14 protein-coding genes and 1 rRNA gene are annotated in these 12,194 nt (G+C 50.0%); 4 read left to right on the forward strand and 11 right to left on the reverse strand.

Annotated elements, in window-relative coordinates; genetic code table 11:
- Positions 1 to 3: 3 nt before the first annotated feature.
- The 10 genes from flgK to flgB form a co-directional block, all read right to left on the reverse strand.
- On the reverse strand, positions 4 to 1,662 hold the full coding sequence (gene flgK, locus CPA45_RS19485) for a flagellar hook-associated protein FlgK (RefSeq protein ID WP_096654455.1): 1,659 nt from the start codon (positions 1,660 to 1,662) through the stop codon (positions 4 to 6).
- Positions 1,663 to 1,729: 67 nt separating this feature from the next.
- Complete coding sequence (gene flgJ / locus CPA45_RS19490; RefSeq protein WP_096654457.1) at positions 1,730 to 2,779, reverse strand: flagellar assembly peptidoglycan hydrolase FlgJ; 1,050 nt, start codon at positions 2,777 to 2,779, stop codon at positions 1,730 to 1,732.
- On the reverse strand, positions 2,779 to 3,918 hold the full coding sequence (locus tag CPA45_RS19495; RefSeq protein ID WP_422822047.1) for a flagellar basal body P-ring protein FlgI: 1,140 nt from the start codon (positions 3,916 to 3,918) through the stop codon (positions 2,779 to 2,781). Before CPA45_RS19495 ends, flgJ begins: the two co-directional genes overlap by 1 nt.
- Before the next feature lie 22 nt (positions 3,919 to 3,940).
- Positions 3,941 to 4,630 carry a flagellar basal body L-ring protein FlgH gene (locus CPA45_RS19500; RefSeq protein WP_096654459.1) on the reverse strand — a complete coding sequence of 230 codons (690 nt, stop codon included), beginning with the start codon at positions 4,628 to 4,630 and terminating at the stop codon, positions 3,941 to 3,943.
- Between the two features lie 37 nt (positions 4,631 to 4,667).
- Complete coding sequence (gene flgG, locus CPA45_RS19505; RefSeq protein WP_078089757.1) at positions 4,668 to 5,450, reverse strand: flagellar basal-body rod protein FlgG; 783 nt, start codon at positions 5,448 to 5,450, stop codon at positions 4,668 to 4,670.
- 30 nt (positions 5,451 to 5,480) lie between these two features.
- Positions 5,481 to 6,239: a flagellar basal body rod protein FlgF gene (locus tag CPA45_RS19510; RefSeq protein WP_096654461.1), complete on the reverse strand. Its 759-nt coding sequence runs from the start codon at positions 6,237 to 6,239 to the stop codon at positions 5,481 to 5,483.
- A gap of 48 nt (positions 6,240 to 6,287) precedes the next feature.
- The gene (locus tag CPA45_RS19515; RefSeq protein WP_096654463.1) at positions 6,288 to 7,853 is read right to left on the reverse strand and encodes a flagellar hook protein FlgE; all 1,566 of its coding nucleotides are present in this window, start codon (positions 7,851 to 7,853) and stop codon (positions 6,288 to 6,290) included.
- Positions 7,854 to 7,875: 22 nt separating this feature from the next.
- Complete coding sequence (locus CPA45_RS19520) at positions 7,876 to 8,568, reverse strand: flagellar hook assembly protein FlgD (RefSeq protein WP_096654465.1); 693 nt, start codon at positions 8,566 to 8,568, stop codon at positions 7,876 to 7,878.
- Between the two features lie 2 nt (positions 8,569 to 8,570).
- Positions 8,571 to 8,981 carry a flagellar basal body rod protein FlgC gene (gene flgC, locus CPA45_RS19525; RefSeq protein WP_096654467.1) on the reverse strand — a complete coding sequence of 137 codons (411 nt, stop codon included), beginning with the start codon at positions 8,979 to 8,981 and terminating at the stop codon, positions 8,571 to 8,573.
- A gap of 32 nt (positions 8,982 to 9,013) precedes the next feature.
- Complete coding sequence (gene flgB / locus CPA45_RS19530) at positions 9,014 to 9,442, reverse strand: flagellar basal body rod protein FlgB (RefSeq protein ID WP_078089752.1); 429 nt, start codon at positions 9,440 to 9,442, stop codon at positions 9,014 to 9,016.
- Between the two features lie 194 nt (positions 9,443 to 9,636).
- Here flgB and flgA point away from each other — a divergent pair, with 194 nt between their 5' ends.
- From flgA to CPA45_RS19550, 4 genes are all read left to right on the forward strand, one after another.
- The gene (gene flgA / locus CPA45_RS19535) at positions 9,637 to 10,353 is read left to right on the forward strand and encodes a flagellar basal body P-ring formation chaperone FlgA (RefSeq protein WP_096654469.1); all 717 of its coding nucleotides are present in this window, start codon (positions 9,637 to 9,639) and stop codon (positions 10,351 to 10,353) included.
- 85 nt (positions 10,354 to 10,438) lie between these two features.
- Entirely contained in the window at positions 10,439 to 10,705 is a 267-nt protein-coding gene (flgM, locus tag CPA45_RS19540) for a flagellar biosynthesis anti-sigma factor FlgM (protein WP_096654471.1), read from the forward strand.
- 10 nt (positions 10,706 to 10,715) lie between these two features.
- Complete coding sequence (locus tag CPA45_RS19545) at positions 10,716 to 11,165, forward strand: flagella synthesis protein FlgN (protein WP_096654473.1); 450 nt, start codon at positions 10,716 to 10,718, stop codon at positions 11,163 to 11,165.
- 89 nt (positions 11,166 to 11,254) lie between these two features.
- A complete protein-coding gene (locus CPA45_RS19550; RefSeq protein WP_096654481.1) occupies positions 11,255 to 11,995 on the forward strand; it encodes an SDR family NAD(P)-dependent oxidoreductase in 741 nt (246 codons plus the stop codon).
- Positions 11,996 to 12,123: 128 nt separating this feature from the next.
- Here CPA45_RS19550 and rrf read toward each other — a convergent pair.
- Positions 12,124 to 12,194, reverse strand: a 5S ribosomal RNA gene (gene rrf, locus CPA45_RS23310); the annotation flags it as partial.

Below are 12,194 nucleotides of genomic sequence, written 5' to 3' on the forward strand. Positions count from 1 at the left end.
TTATTAATTCCGCAGGTTCAAAATAGTGTCCATAATGTTTCCCGCAGTGTCGATAACCCGCGCATTTGCTTGGTAGAGCTGCAGATAACGCATCAAGTTTGCCGCCTCTTCATCAAGGTTAACCCCCGACTCGGATTGCTGGACAGCTCTTAATTGGTCCGTAAGACCTTGGCGGGCATCCAGATTAACCTGGGTAATGTTGGTGCGATTACCGACATCACTCACCATTACAGCATAGGCACCACTGACAGATGCAGTGCCGCCAACAATATTACTGCTTTGCAGACCCTGCAAAGCTAGTGCATTACGATTGTCTCCAACGCCCGTTGAAAGCCAATCAGCAGGATCATCATCAGGATTCGCAGGCTGCCCAGCTGCAATTTTTTCTAAGTTAGTAAAGCTCACGTCCATGCCATTTGCTGCACGGCGAACAGGCTGAACTTCAAAACGATCTCCGTCGGCAGGCGTATTGCTAAAAGTAAGCGACACACCGCCAAAAGTTAGCGTATTGCTATCAGTATCCCAACCTTCACTAATATCTATCTCTACACCGCTGTCATTTCGCGTGACAACAGGATTGCCACCATCGAAAGTGACGGTATAGTCCGCCGCTCGTAGTTGGTCAATGGTGTCTGGATCGAATTCAGCAGACTCGATAACAGCACCACTATTGCCTTGATATGCATATACTTGGGGGGCACGAACATTGAAGAAATCCCCCCCAGCATCACCATTGAGATCTACCCCTTTGCGATGCTGTTCATTAAAAGCAACCGCGAGAGACACTGCTAACTGCCCAATTTGATTCTGGGTTTTATCAAGGGTTTCTGAGCGAAATTGCATGAGCCCACCGAGAGCACCACCCTTAATATTGGACTCATCAAGTTCCGCTAGGTTACCTGCTCCATCGCGATAACCTACGACAATGCGCTGGGGGTCATTCTCTGCTCGTACTGCTTCCAACTTAAAAGAGTTGGTGCCAGTAACTAGCGGCTGCCCATTAGGCAGGCTGATGTTGTAGGTTTTACCGTCTTGCACATTTAGCCGTATACCCATGCGCTCATTAAGCTCTGAAACCAAGTAATCTCGCTGATTCAGCAAGCTATTTGGTGCTTCCCCTGTACGCGCACGCGCCAGAGCTATTTCACGATTTAACCCGGCAATTTGCTCAACCGTATTATTAACTTGGGTTATTTCATCTTTAATCTGATTATTGACGTTGCTCTGCATATCTTGCAGATAGCCGTCAAATGATTGGAACTGGGCACTTAACGTGTTGGCTGTGCCTAACACACCCTGACGAGCAGCAGGATCTGAAGGTGAACCAGACAAGTCTTCTAATGAAGAGAAAAATGACTGCATCAAGGGCGATAAGCCAGCTTCACGGTCAGCAAGCAGGTTATCAATTTGCGAAACCTGACTGTAATAAGTACTTAGTGCGCTTGACTGTGTCTTGGCATCATTAAGCTGGTTCGCAACGTAAGTATTGAATTGACGCTCGATATCATTAACACGGACACCCCCACCTACACGCCCCTCGCCAAGCTGTATTAGCTCGCGGTTGTAGCCTGGCGTATGGGTGTTGCTAATATTATTACTAGTCGTATTGAGGGCATTTTGAGCCGCATTGAGGCCGCTTAAGCCGATTGAAAACATGCTCATAATTCACTTCCTTAGGCCGATAACATTTTATCGGCAGCGAGCAGGAGAACTTGAGTAGCTAATTGCATCAACGCGCATCAGCCAAGAGGTTATGGCTAGGGCTCAAAGGCCCCATGGTTTGCATGACAGCAACAAGCTTATCGGCGTAGAGAGGGTCCGTAGCGTAGCCACCTCGCTGTAGCTCCCGTGCAGCTTGCTCCGCATTAGCAGCTTGAACCACTCCAGCGTAACGCGGGTTGTTACCGATCAGATTTGCATAATCAGTAAAGGCGTGCTCAAAAGAGTCATAGACACGGAAGGTATCTACCACTTGAGTTCGGCGGCCATTGATATACTCATGCGTAACAATATCAGTGGTTTTGCCCTGCCAGCGGCTACCAGCTTTGATGCCAAATAAATTATGACTGTTACCGCCTTGGTGGGTAGCAATCTCATGGCGCCCCCAGCCAGTCTCAAGCGCTGCTTGCGCCAAGATCAGTTCGGCAGGTACGCCACTCGCGCGGCTAGCAGCCTGGGCAGGCTCCGCCAGCTTTGCCATGAACCTTTGAACATGGTCAGGAGCATTGGAAAAGCTAGGCAACCCAGTGGCTTGTGAAGCACTTGTTTCAGCTTTTGCTTCAACATTTTTTGTAGCACTGGTCTCAACAGAAGAGTGCTGTCTAACGGCTTCTAGCTCGGATAGGAAGCGGCCACTAGCCTGAGGGCTAGCGTTCGGCTGTAAGGGGCTATCCAGCACACGGGGCGTACCACGCGGAATACCAGCGATTAGCGCTTGTAACTCCTGGTCTGCACTATTCGCTTTACCGCCGCCAATAGCTCCTTGTCGCTGTAGTTGTTCCACCAAAGCATCAGCCAGACCGATACCACGAGAAGCCATTACCTGAGACCACTGCTGATCCAGCATCGACTGGTAAAAGTCAGTATCGCGACTATTGAGCAACCCCGACGCCGGTGTAGCATCGCGCATACTTTTGACCATCATCTGGATAAACAACGCTTCAAACTGCTGCGCAGCACCGTGAACACCAGCTTCGGGGTCCACCCGGGCATTGTGCTGTAAACGCTGGAAACCATTCATGTCGAGGGCAAACTGGCCGGTCATATCACCCATGCTCATTAGATGACCTCCAGTTCAGCACGTAGCGAACCTGCCGCTTTGAGCGCTTCTAAAATAGTCATTAGATCCTGAGGAGTCGCGCCTAGCGCATTAAGCGCATTAACTACCTCATTAAGCTGGGCACCTTCTACTATTTGTAGGAAGGCCTCTTGTTGCTCAATATCTATGTCTGTGTTGGGTACAACAACCGTTTCACCCTGACCAAAAGGAGCTGGCTGGCTAACACCAAACTGGGTGTTGATCATAATGGAAAGGTTGCCATGCGCCACCGCCGCTTGACGGAGTGTAACAGCGCTATTCATCACCACAGATCCCGTCCGGGCGTTGAGCACAACGCGTGCAGGTGCATCCATGGGAGTCACCTGCACGTTTTCCACCCGGGCCATAAAATTCACCTGCTCATTGGAATCCATCGGGCCATCAAGAGCAATCACTCGACCATTGCGCGCGTAGGCGACCGAGCGACCAAACTCGCTATTAATTGCGGTGACCATACGCTGCACGGTGCCAAAATCAGCATCATTAAGCTGTAGCTCCAGTACGCCGCCATTACCGCCTAAATTGAGTGGCACTTCTCGCTCCACAAGCGCGCCATTCGGGATACGCCCCGAGGCTTGCTGATTGATCTGCACGCTACTGCCTCCTGCTTGGGCACCAGCCCCGCCCACCAGCATATTGCCCTGGGCTATCGCATAGGTATCACCGTCGGCACCTTTCAAAGGAGTCATTAGCAGCGTGCCACCGCGTAGGCTGCGAGCATTAGCAATAGACGAAACAACGACATCCAAGCGCTGGCCGGGACGGGAGAATGGAGGCAAATCAGCAGTTACCATGACAGCAGCCACGTTACGCAACTGTAGATTCGTGCCGGGCGGTACCGTGACCCCCAACTGGGAAAGCATGTTGGTTAAGCTTTGGCTAGTGAACGGGGCTTGGGTGGTTTGGTCACCAGTGCTATCTAGGCCTACCACTAGCCCGTAGCCTACCAACTGATTATCACGCACCCCCGCAAAGCTCGCCAGCTCGCGCACCCGCTCTGCCGCTGCCGCTGTAGTAACAACTAGACATAACGCTAACAGAGTTACCACACGCGAAGCCCGTCGCCTAAACATCCATCCACCGCTTAGCTGCATAACCATTTTAAGCCTGCCTTGAACGCGCCTAAAATGGCGACACATTTAAGAAAAAGCGCTGCAACCACCCCATATGCTGCGCCTCGTTTATATAACCATCCCCTACATACTCAATACGCGCATCAGCTACCTGGGTGGAAGGCACTGTGTTCTGTGCGGTGATAGTGCGTGGGTTAACTACCCCGGAAAAACGAATAAACTCTGTTCCTTGGTTAATCGCAATTTGCTTCTCACCGCGCACACGCAAATTGCCATTATTCATAACTTCAAGCACAGAGACCGTGATAGTGCCAGTAAACGAATTAGTAGCCTGGGACCCGCCACCACCGGAGAAACTGCTGTCAGCGGATATATCAAAGCCATAATCAGCCAGTGCATCTAGCACATCTGGCAACTGGGCTAAGTCAAGGCTTGAACTGCCGCTACGATTCGCGTTGGACCGCGAGTTTTTACTTGCGCTGACCTCTTCATCAAGCACGATAGTCATGATGTCGCCAATAGAGCGAGGACGTCGGTCTTCAAACAGCGGCTGATAACCTCGGCGCGCTTGATAAATCGAGCCGTTAGGTACCGGTGGGGGGCGGTCCACAATGTTAATTTGTTCTTGTTCACCCACCACAGAGGCACGCGGGATCTGAGCACACCCTGCAGCGAGCACAATAAAGAACGTCAAACAAACTAGCGTCAAACGGCGAGCAATAGCGTGCAATTCCAACATGATGCGACCTGTTTATAAGCTCTATTAATCAACGGTGTTAGAGCTGACTTAAACGCGCCAACATCTCATCACTTGTCGAGACTGCACGGCTGTTAATTTCGTAAGCACGCTGGGTCTGGATCATGTTGACCATTTCTTCAACAACATTCACGTTGGAGGTTTCAACATACCCTTGGAATAGCCTTCCCGCTCCGTTATTGCCAGGAACATCCTGATTAGGAGCGCCGGACGCACCGGTTTCCAGGTATAAGTTGCCACCAATACTTTCGAGGCCCGCGGGATTAATAAATGAGGCTACATTGATCTGGCCTATGTCAGCATCCTGAGCAATGCCCGGTTGCCTAACACTCACCGTACCATCTTCACCAATCGTGACTGCCAACGCATTAGCCGGAATAAAAATAGCGGGCTCTAACGGATAACCATTGGCCGTTACCATCTGGCCATTTTCGTTAAGCTGAAAACTACCATCACGGGTATAACCAAGCGTTCCATCAGGCAACAGTACTTGGAAGAAGCCCTCGCCATTAATGGCCAAATCACGTGAATTGCCGGTTTCTTCCAGGCCACCTTGGGTGTGCAAACGCTCAGTAGCCACGGCGCGCACGCCGGTGCCAATTTGCATCCCGGAGGGGAGCCTGTCCTGGATATTATTCTGTGCACCCGGTTGGCGCATATTTTGATACAGCAAGTCTTCAAACACTGGGCGTGAGCGCTTGAAGCCGTTGGTGCTAACGTTAGCCAAATTATTCGAAATAACATCGAGCTTGGTTTGCTGAGACTCCAACCCGGTTTTGGCTGTCCATAACGCTTTGATCATCTGCGTGTTCCCTTAACTGAGAAGCTGATATCAGCCTTGAATAGATAGAATGCTATTAGCCCTCTGGGCATTTTCATCTGCAGTACTGAGGATCTTCATTTGCATATCGTAACGGCGGGCAACATCGATCATCGATACCATGGCATCCACAGCACTCACATTACTGCCCTCCAGCGCCCCGCTTACAACCCGCGCTTCCTCATCAGCTGGTAAGCCTCCGGGCTGTCCATCCTCATTGGCTGGGGCACGAAACAGACCATCATCGCCGCGTATTAACCCTTGCTCATCAGGCGTCACCAGTTTGATACGGCCTACGTCTACCATGGCATCAGGGCCTTCACCTTGTGGAATAGCACTGATAGTGCCATCGGCGCCCAAGAAAACCTGCGCACCTTGAGGCAGGGCTATAGGGCCACCCTCGCCCATCACCGGCCGCCCAACACTTAACAGCACGCCATCATTATCGAGCTGTAAGTCACCTCGACGCGTGTAAGCCTCAGTGCCATCATCAGCCAAGATGGCCATCCATGCGTTGTCTTGCATCGCGATGTCGAGAGTGCGGCCGGTGCGTTCAATGGGGCCCTGGGAGAAGTCAGTGCCTGGCGTAGTAGCTACCGCTGACACCCGCGTGGCGAGTGCTCCATCCCCCTGCACCGGCACTGCACGCGCCGCTTGCAGTTGGGCGCGAAAGCCTGCGGTGGATACATTCGACAGGTTCTGGCTAATCACTGCCTGCTGATCCATCGTGTGCTTAGCGCCGCTCATGGCGGTATAGAGCATTCGATCCACAACTTACTCCTTAAAGCGTTACGCCACTATTAGGATTAGAGTTAATAATTAAAGATTAATAATGGTTTGCAGCAGTTCATCTTGAGTGCTGATGGTGTTGGAGTTTGCTTGGTAAGCACGTTGCGAAATAATCATATCCACAAGCTCTTTGGCCAATTCCACATTAGAGGCTTCGATAGCACCTGACTCAATGAGACCAAAACGACCAGCACCAGGCACACCTAAGTTCGCCAGCCCTGAAGCGTTCGTTGCTGCCCAAAGGTTGTTGCCTAACGGCTCAAGGCCTTCGGTATTTCTGAAGTTAGCCAATGCAATCTGACCCGCAGGGCGCGACTGTTCATTGGTAAAGTTACGCATAACCACACCGTCAGCAGTGACGGTAATCCCTGCCAAAGAGCCAGAGGTGTAGCCGTTCTGGTTTATCTCATTTTCCAGCGAGATATTTGCAAACTGAGAGCTACCAGCAAAGTTGAAATCAAAGCTAAAAGGGTTATTTGCGCCTTGAACACCCGGAATAGTGACATTGGCGCTGCTACTGCTTTTCACATCTCCATTCTCAGTGATAAAGTCAGCAATCCAGCCTGGATTAGTTGTTATTCCACCAACATCCCCATTAGCAGCTAAAGCATTAGCATTTCTGACATAACGGCCGTTTGTTGTATCTAATTCAAAGCGGAAGTCAGGGCTAACTGCAGTAATACCTAACACTGTATTATCTGGTAAAAGATCGAATGCACTATTCGCTGGAGCAGCAGGTGCGCCTGAACTCACAACATCAGCCTTGGTCAAAAGCTGTCCGTTTTGATTGAAATTTAACAGGAAGGATTGGGGGGTTCCTGACTCGGGGTTAAGAGAGCTGCCTCCATCGGCAGCGCTACCATCTATTAACTGGCCGTCAACGGCGACAGTTGCCAGCCACGTATTATCTGCCAACTTTTCGAAATAAGTGGAAACTTGGCGCGCATTACCCAAAGAGTCGTAGGTCGTATAGTTATTACTATAGTGATAATCCAGCCTTACCTCTACTTGCTCGTTAGTATCATCAACCAAGTTGAAGCTAACCTGGTTCAGGCCCTCACCTGGGCGAACACGTGAATCAAAATTGTAGGTACCATTCACTTCTGATGTTTGGCGAGCAGGTATATCATCCGCGGGTACTTGCAGCGCTTGGGGCGCACCACCTACCACCACATCAGTAAATGGAAAAGGCATTGCCTCGCCACGGCTAACAGCGGCTTGATCAACGTTCTGGTCAAGGCCATAACCCGTTAAACGGGCGCCTTGAGCATTTACGATAAAGCCATCAGAGGTCATGCTAAATTCGCCGCTTCTGGAGAAAGCAGCTTCGCCCGATGGCCGCTCTACGCGGTAAAAGCCATCACCTGAAATGGCTAAGTCCAGGTTTCTTCCGGTGCTTTCTACGCTTCCTTGAGTAAAATCCTGGCGTGTGTCAGAAACACGCACACCGATCCCCTGAGATCCCGCAAACACATCGGCAAAGCGAACGCTGGAACTTTTATAGCCAACGGTCTGAGAGTTAGCGATATTATTACCAGCGACATTCAGTTTTTCTGACTGTGCGTTAATACCAGAAAGAGCAGTAGTAAATGACATGATTAATCCTCAGATATCCCGATTATAGAATTTGTTTAACTTGATCTAGAGTTACTTGGCCATGGATAGCGCCCAGATCCAGCCGAACACTGCCATTGCCATCATTAGGCGTCACTCGGTTGACTACCGCGTACTGTAAGGCCGTGGCAGCTTCAATTTGGTCACCTTCAGTATCGCTGGCCTCTAGCTGCACCGTATAACGGCCACTGGCAGCCGTCTCACCCTGGTCATTTTTGCCGTCCCACTCGAAAGACTGAACACCGGCCTTGACCGAGCCTAGGTCATAACGCCTGATGACTTGACCACCCTCGCCAACAATCGTCGCCTTAACGCTTTTCGCTGGCTCGGATAACTCTATCCCGAAAGGTGTTGTATAAGCGTTTCCGTCGCTATCTTGCTCAAGCAAAATATGCCTACCGGGTACCATGACCCCCTTGCCAATTAAACCGCTCGCCTGCAGCGCCTGATTAGCATCCATTTGGCTGGTAATACCTTCGAGAGTACTATTTAACTCTTCAATACCACTGACCGTATTAATTTGTGCTAGCTGCGAAGTCATCTCCGCATTTTCCATCGGGTTTAGCGGGTCTTGATTCTGCAATTGGGTGATCAATAAGGTCAGAAAGCTTTCACGCAACTCATCAGATTGACGCGCAGAGAGTCCCTTGTTGCCTCCGCTATTGATGCTACTCAACACGCTGTTATCGATATTCATAGTTAACCTTCACCCAGTGAGAGTGTCTGTATCATCATCTGCTTAGTCGTGTTGAAGACTTCAACGTTGGCTTGGTAAGAGCGTGATGCAGAGATCATGTTAACCATTTCATGCACTGGCTCGACATTAGGTTTGGCGACGTAGCCATCTTCATCGGCAGCAGGGTGATGCGGCATATATTCCAAACGCAGTGGTGACTCGTCTTCAACCACTTCCGTAACACGAACGCCACCTACGCCGTAGCGATTATTTTGTGCCTGGGTTTGAAACATAACTTGCTTGGCCCGATAGGTCTCTCCATCTGGCCCTGCAATACTGTCGGCGTTCGCCATATTGCTAGCAGTTACGTTCATCCGTTGGGACTGAGCACTCATTGCCGAAGCGGCAATATCAAATGCGGAAAACATGGACATCTTTTGCTATCTCCTCACGAATCTGGCCTAGATTACTCAGGCTGCATCGCATTTTTCAGCCCTTGTATACGACTATTTAGAATCGTGAGGCCCGCTTGATAACGAACAGCATTATCCGCAAACTGCGTGCGCTCACGATCCATATCGACCGTATTTCCGTCTAGGCTAGGCTGATCAGGAATCCGGTAAAGTAAATCAGCATTACTGGCACCACGCCAAGCTGGCCCTTGGCCTGCGAGATGGCGCTCTGACGTACGTGACAATGCAACGCCGCCGCTTTGCTGCGGAGCTGAACCGTTACCGACTGCTTTTTTAAGCTCGCTAGCAAAATCGATGTCCCGCGCTTTATAGTTGGGTGTATCAGCATTCGCAATGTTAGCGGCCAGCACGTCGTGGCGCGATTGCCGCAAGCTCAGCGCCTGCTGGTGAAAATTGAAGACGGAACCAAGTTGGTCGATCATGCCGTCCCTCGCTCGCTGAGAGGCAAAAAATAAATCGGAAATTATTGATGGTGAATAATAGGCTTCGCTACGTCAGCCTAAAGCATTGAACAGCTGCTGTTTACACCAGCATTTCACATGATGCCTAAAGCACTTTTACACTACACTTCAGGATCGATGTCTATCATCAGCCTTTTCGATTGAGCGATTCACTCATGCCCTACCCGCCGTGCCTAGTATCATTCCGCCTGGCAGTGTTGAAGTATTTTTTGCTTCTTTGTTTTCTTATCACTGGCGCAACATTACAAGCGCATGCAAACGATCAAACACTCGTTGAATCTGTACAGCAGTTTCTATACCAGCACTCCCAAGCACTAGGTCAGGAAGTCGTGATCGATATATCAGCGCCTTCCCCTCACCTTCCTGCTTGCATCTCACCTGAACCATTTTTTCCCAATGCGAACCAAACGCCTATTGGGCGTGTCTCTGTAGGTGTGCGTTGTGGGGAAAGTCGCCAACAAGTACGTTACATCCAAGCTCAGATTGATGTTATCGGTAGCTACGCAGTAGCCAGCCAGGATATTGAACGAGGCACACTGATTACTAGTGATATGCTAAGTCAGCGTGAAGGTAATCTTGGTGACTTAGCTGCTCAAGCCCTCACCGATCAAAACGATATTATTGGTATGGTTACTCAACGGCCGGTACGTAGCGGAAGTACCTTCCAAGCACATTACCTACAAGCACCCCACCTTGTAGAACGAGGACAGCGCGTTACTGTCATTGCGGAAGGGGCTGGATTTCGTGTATCCCGAGAGGGCGAGGCGCTGGCCAATGGCGTACAAGGTGAACGCATTCGGGTACGCTTTGACACACGAGAAATAGTGACCGCGCGCATCATTGCCCAAGGCCTATTAATGGTAGATTTTTAACGCAGCGCCTAAAGTCTTCTCTATACTGGCCGATAATTAATAGCACAATGCATGCCACACCAATGCTGAAGATGAGGCAAACAAGGTGAAAATTGATAACACCAATCCGCTGCTTCGCTCAACTCATGCTCAACAGCGTGACGATGCCCAGACAGTGGGTGGAACTAAGCCAGCAGAGGCAGCGAGTACAGCAAAAGAGTCGACCCAACTTAGCCAGTTTCGTATCGATAACTCCCAAGATATAGATATGGCAAAAGTGCAGGAAATACGAGACGCTATCCGCGAAGGTCGGTTGGAAATGCGTGCAGATCGAATTGCTGATGGCTTAATTGCCAATCTGAACGAGTCATAAGAGCTAAACCATGAGCCTTTCACGCGTACTCATTGACCAACAGCACCGTCTTGATGAATTGGCTGCTTTGTTATCTCGTGAACAAGCCCAACTCACTAAAGGTGACATTGATGGTGAAGTGCTCACTGAAATTGCCCATACAAAGCAAAATTTGCTGGTTGAGCTTGAGCGCATTGAAAACATGCGGCGCAGTGTACAAAAGCGCCTAGGTTATGAAGATGGCGCTTCTGGCGCTCTCGCAGCCGCAACTGATGCAAACTGCAAAACTGCCTGGGAAGGTTTGCTCGAAAAAAGCGAACGTGTTGCCCGCATGAACGAATTAACAGGGCAAATGCTTTCACTGCGAATGCAGCATAATCAACACATGCTGGATTACATTCGCAAGATTGCCGAAAAAACACTCTACAGGCCTGATGGGCGCAACAATGCCCAACCAGGGCGCATCAACGCTTCTGCCTAATCCTCTTTTCCCTCCAGAACACCTAGACAAAAATCATACAAAGCGCTTCAATGGAGACAGTTCTGTTCTCCTATCGTGGAGCGCTATTGATGCTTTCCCATCTTCCTAAAGGTTTCACTGCCGTTGTAAGCGGTGCAAATGGCGGGATAGGCAGTGCCATCATTAAAGCACTGCTCAGCTCAGGGCAAGTAGGAGAAATCATCGCCACCAGCCGCTCTCCCTTAACTCTTAATCACCCACGCCTTAAAGCACTTACTGCTGATGTAACTACTGAGTACGGCAGATCGCTTCTTGTTAAACAGATGGGCGAACGTCCTATCCACTTGCTATTCAATGCGATAGGCACCCTGCATGATGATGCCCACCATCTACAGCCAGAGAAACGCCTAGAGCAGCTTGATGAAATAGCGTTCAACCATGTAATGCACATCAACGCGACTACTCCTGCATTATTAGTCGCTTCCCTCAAGCCTTCGCTACAGGGAACACATCCCACAATTATCGCTAGCCTTTCTGCACGGGTTGGATCTATTACTGACAATGGATATGGTGGTTGGTACAGCTACCGAGCCAGCAAAGCCGCCCACAACATGCTAATGAAAACAGCCTCAATTGAATTAGCCAGGCTGAATAAGCAGTCTATCGTGTTATGCCTTCATCCTGGCACTACAGATACTGTGCTATCCAAGCCTTTTCAAGCCCGGGTACCAGGTGAGAAGTTATTTACCCCCGATTTCGTCGCAGAACAACTACTACAGGTTATTTCCAAACGCACTCCAGGAGATACCGGTAGTTTTTGGGATTGGGCTGGTAAACCTATCGAATGGTAAATTTCAGGCATAAAAAAATCCCCCAAGGCACCAGCCTTGGGGGATTTTTATTGAAACAGACTTAAAGTGGACTAGCGCCCAACAAAAAACCCCAGTTCCTGTTGGAACTGGGGTTTTTCTTAATAAGTGCCTGACGATGACCTACTCTCGCATGGGGAGACCCCACACTACCATCGGCGCTAAGCGGTTTCACTTCTGA

Source organism: Vreelandella nigrificans (genome assembly GCF_002374315.1).
Taxonomy (GTDB): Bacteria; Pseudomonadota; Gammaproteobacteria; order Pseudomonadales; family Halomonadaceae; genus Vreelandella; species Vreelandella nigrificans.

Excerpts from the sequence above, each read along its gene's own strand:
- flgK (WP_096654455.1), bottom strand. The coding sequence starts at position 1,662 with ATGAGCATGTTTTCAATCGGCTTAAGCGGCCTCAATGCGGCTCAAAAT.
- flgJ (WP_096654457.1), bottom strand. The coding sequence starts at position 2,779 with ATGAGCATGGGTGATATGACCGGCCAGTTTGCCCTCGACATGAATGGT.
- CPA45_RS19495 (WP_422822047.1), bottom strand. The coding sequence starts at position 3,918 with ATGGTTATGCAGCTAAGCGGTGGATGGATGTTTAGGCGACGGGCTTCG.
- CPA45_RS19500 (WP_096654459.1), bottom strand. The coding sequence starts at position 4,630 with ATGTTGGAATTGCACGCTATTGCTCGCCGTTTGACGCTAGTTTGTTTG.
- flgG (WP_078089757.1), bottom strand. The coding sequence starts at position 5,450 with ATGATCAAAGCGTTATGGACAGCCAAAACCGGGTTGGAGTCTCAGCAA.
- CPA45_RS19515 (WP_096654463.1), bottom strand. The coding sequence starts at position 7,853 with ATGTCATTTACTACTGCTCTTTCTGGTATTAACGCACAGTCAGAAAAA.
- CPA45_RS19520 (WP_096654465.1), bottom strand. The coding sequence starts at position 8,568 with ATGAATATCGATAACAGCGTGTTGAGTAGCATCAATAGCGGAGGCAAC.
- flgC (WP_096654467.1), bottom strand. The coding sequence starts at position 8,981 with ATGTCCATGTTTTCCGCATTTGATATTGCCGCTTCGGCAATGAGTGCT.
- flgB (WP_078089752.1), bottom strand. The coding sequence starts at position 9,442 with ATGATCGACCAACTTGGTTCCGTCTTCAATTTTCACCAGCAGGCGCTG.
- flgA (WP_096654469.1), top strand. The coding sequence starts at position 9,637 with ATGCCCTACCCGCCGTGCCTAGTATCATTCCGCCTGGCAGTGTTGAAG.
- CPA45_RS19545 (WP_096654473.1), top strand. The coding sequence starts at position 10,716 with ATGAGCCTTTCACGCGTACTCATTGACCAACAGCACCGTCTTGATGAA.
- CPA45_RS19550 (WP_096654481.1), top strand. The coding sequence starts at position 11,255 with ATGCTTTCCCATCTTCCTAAAGGTTTCACTGCCGTTGTAAGCGGTGCA.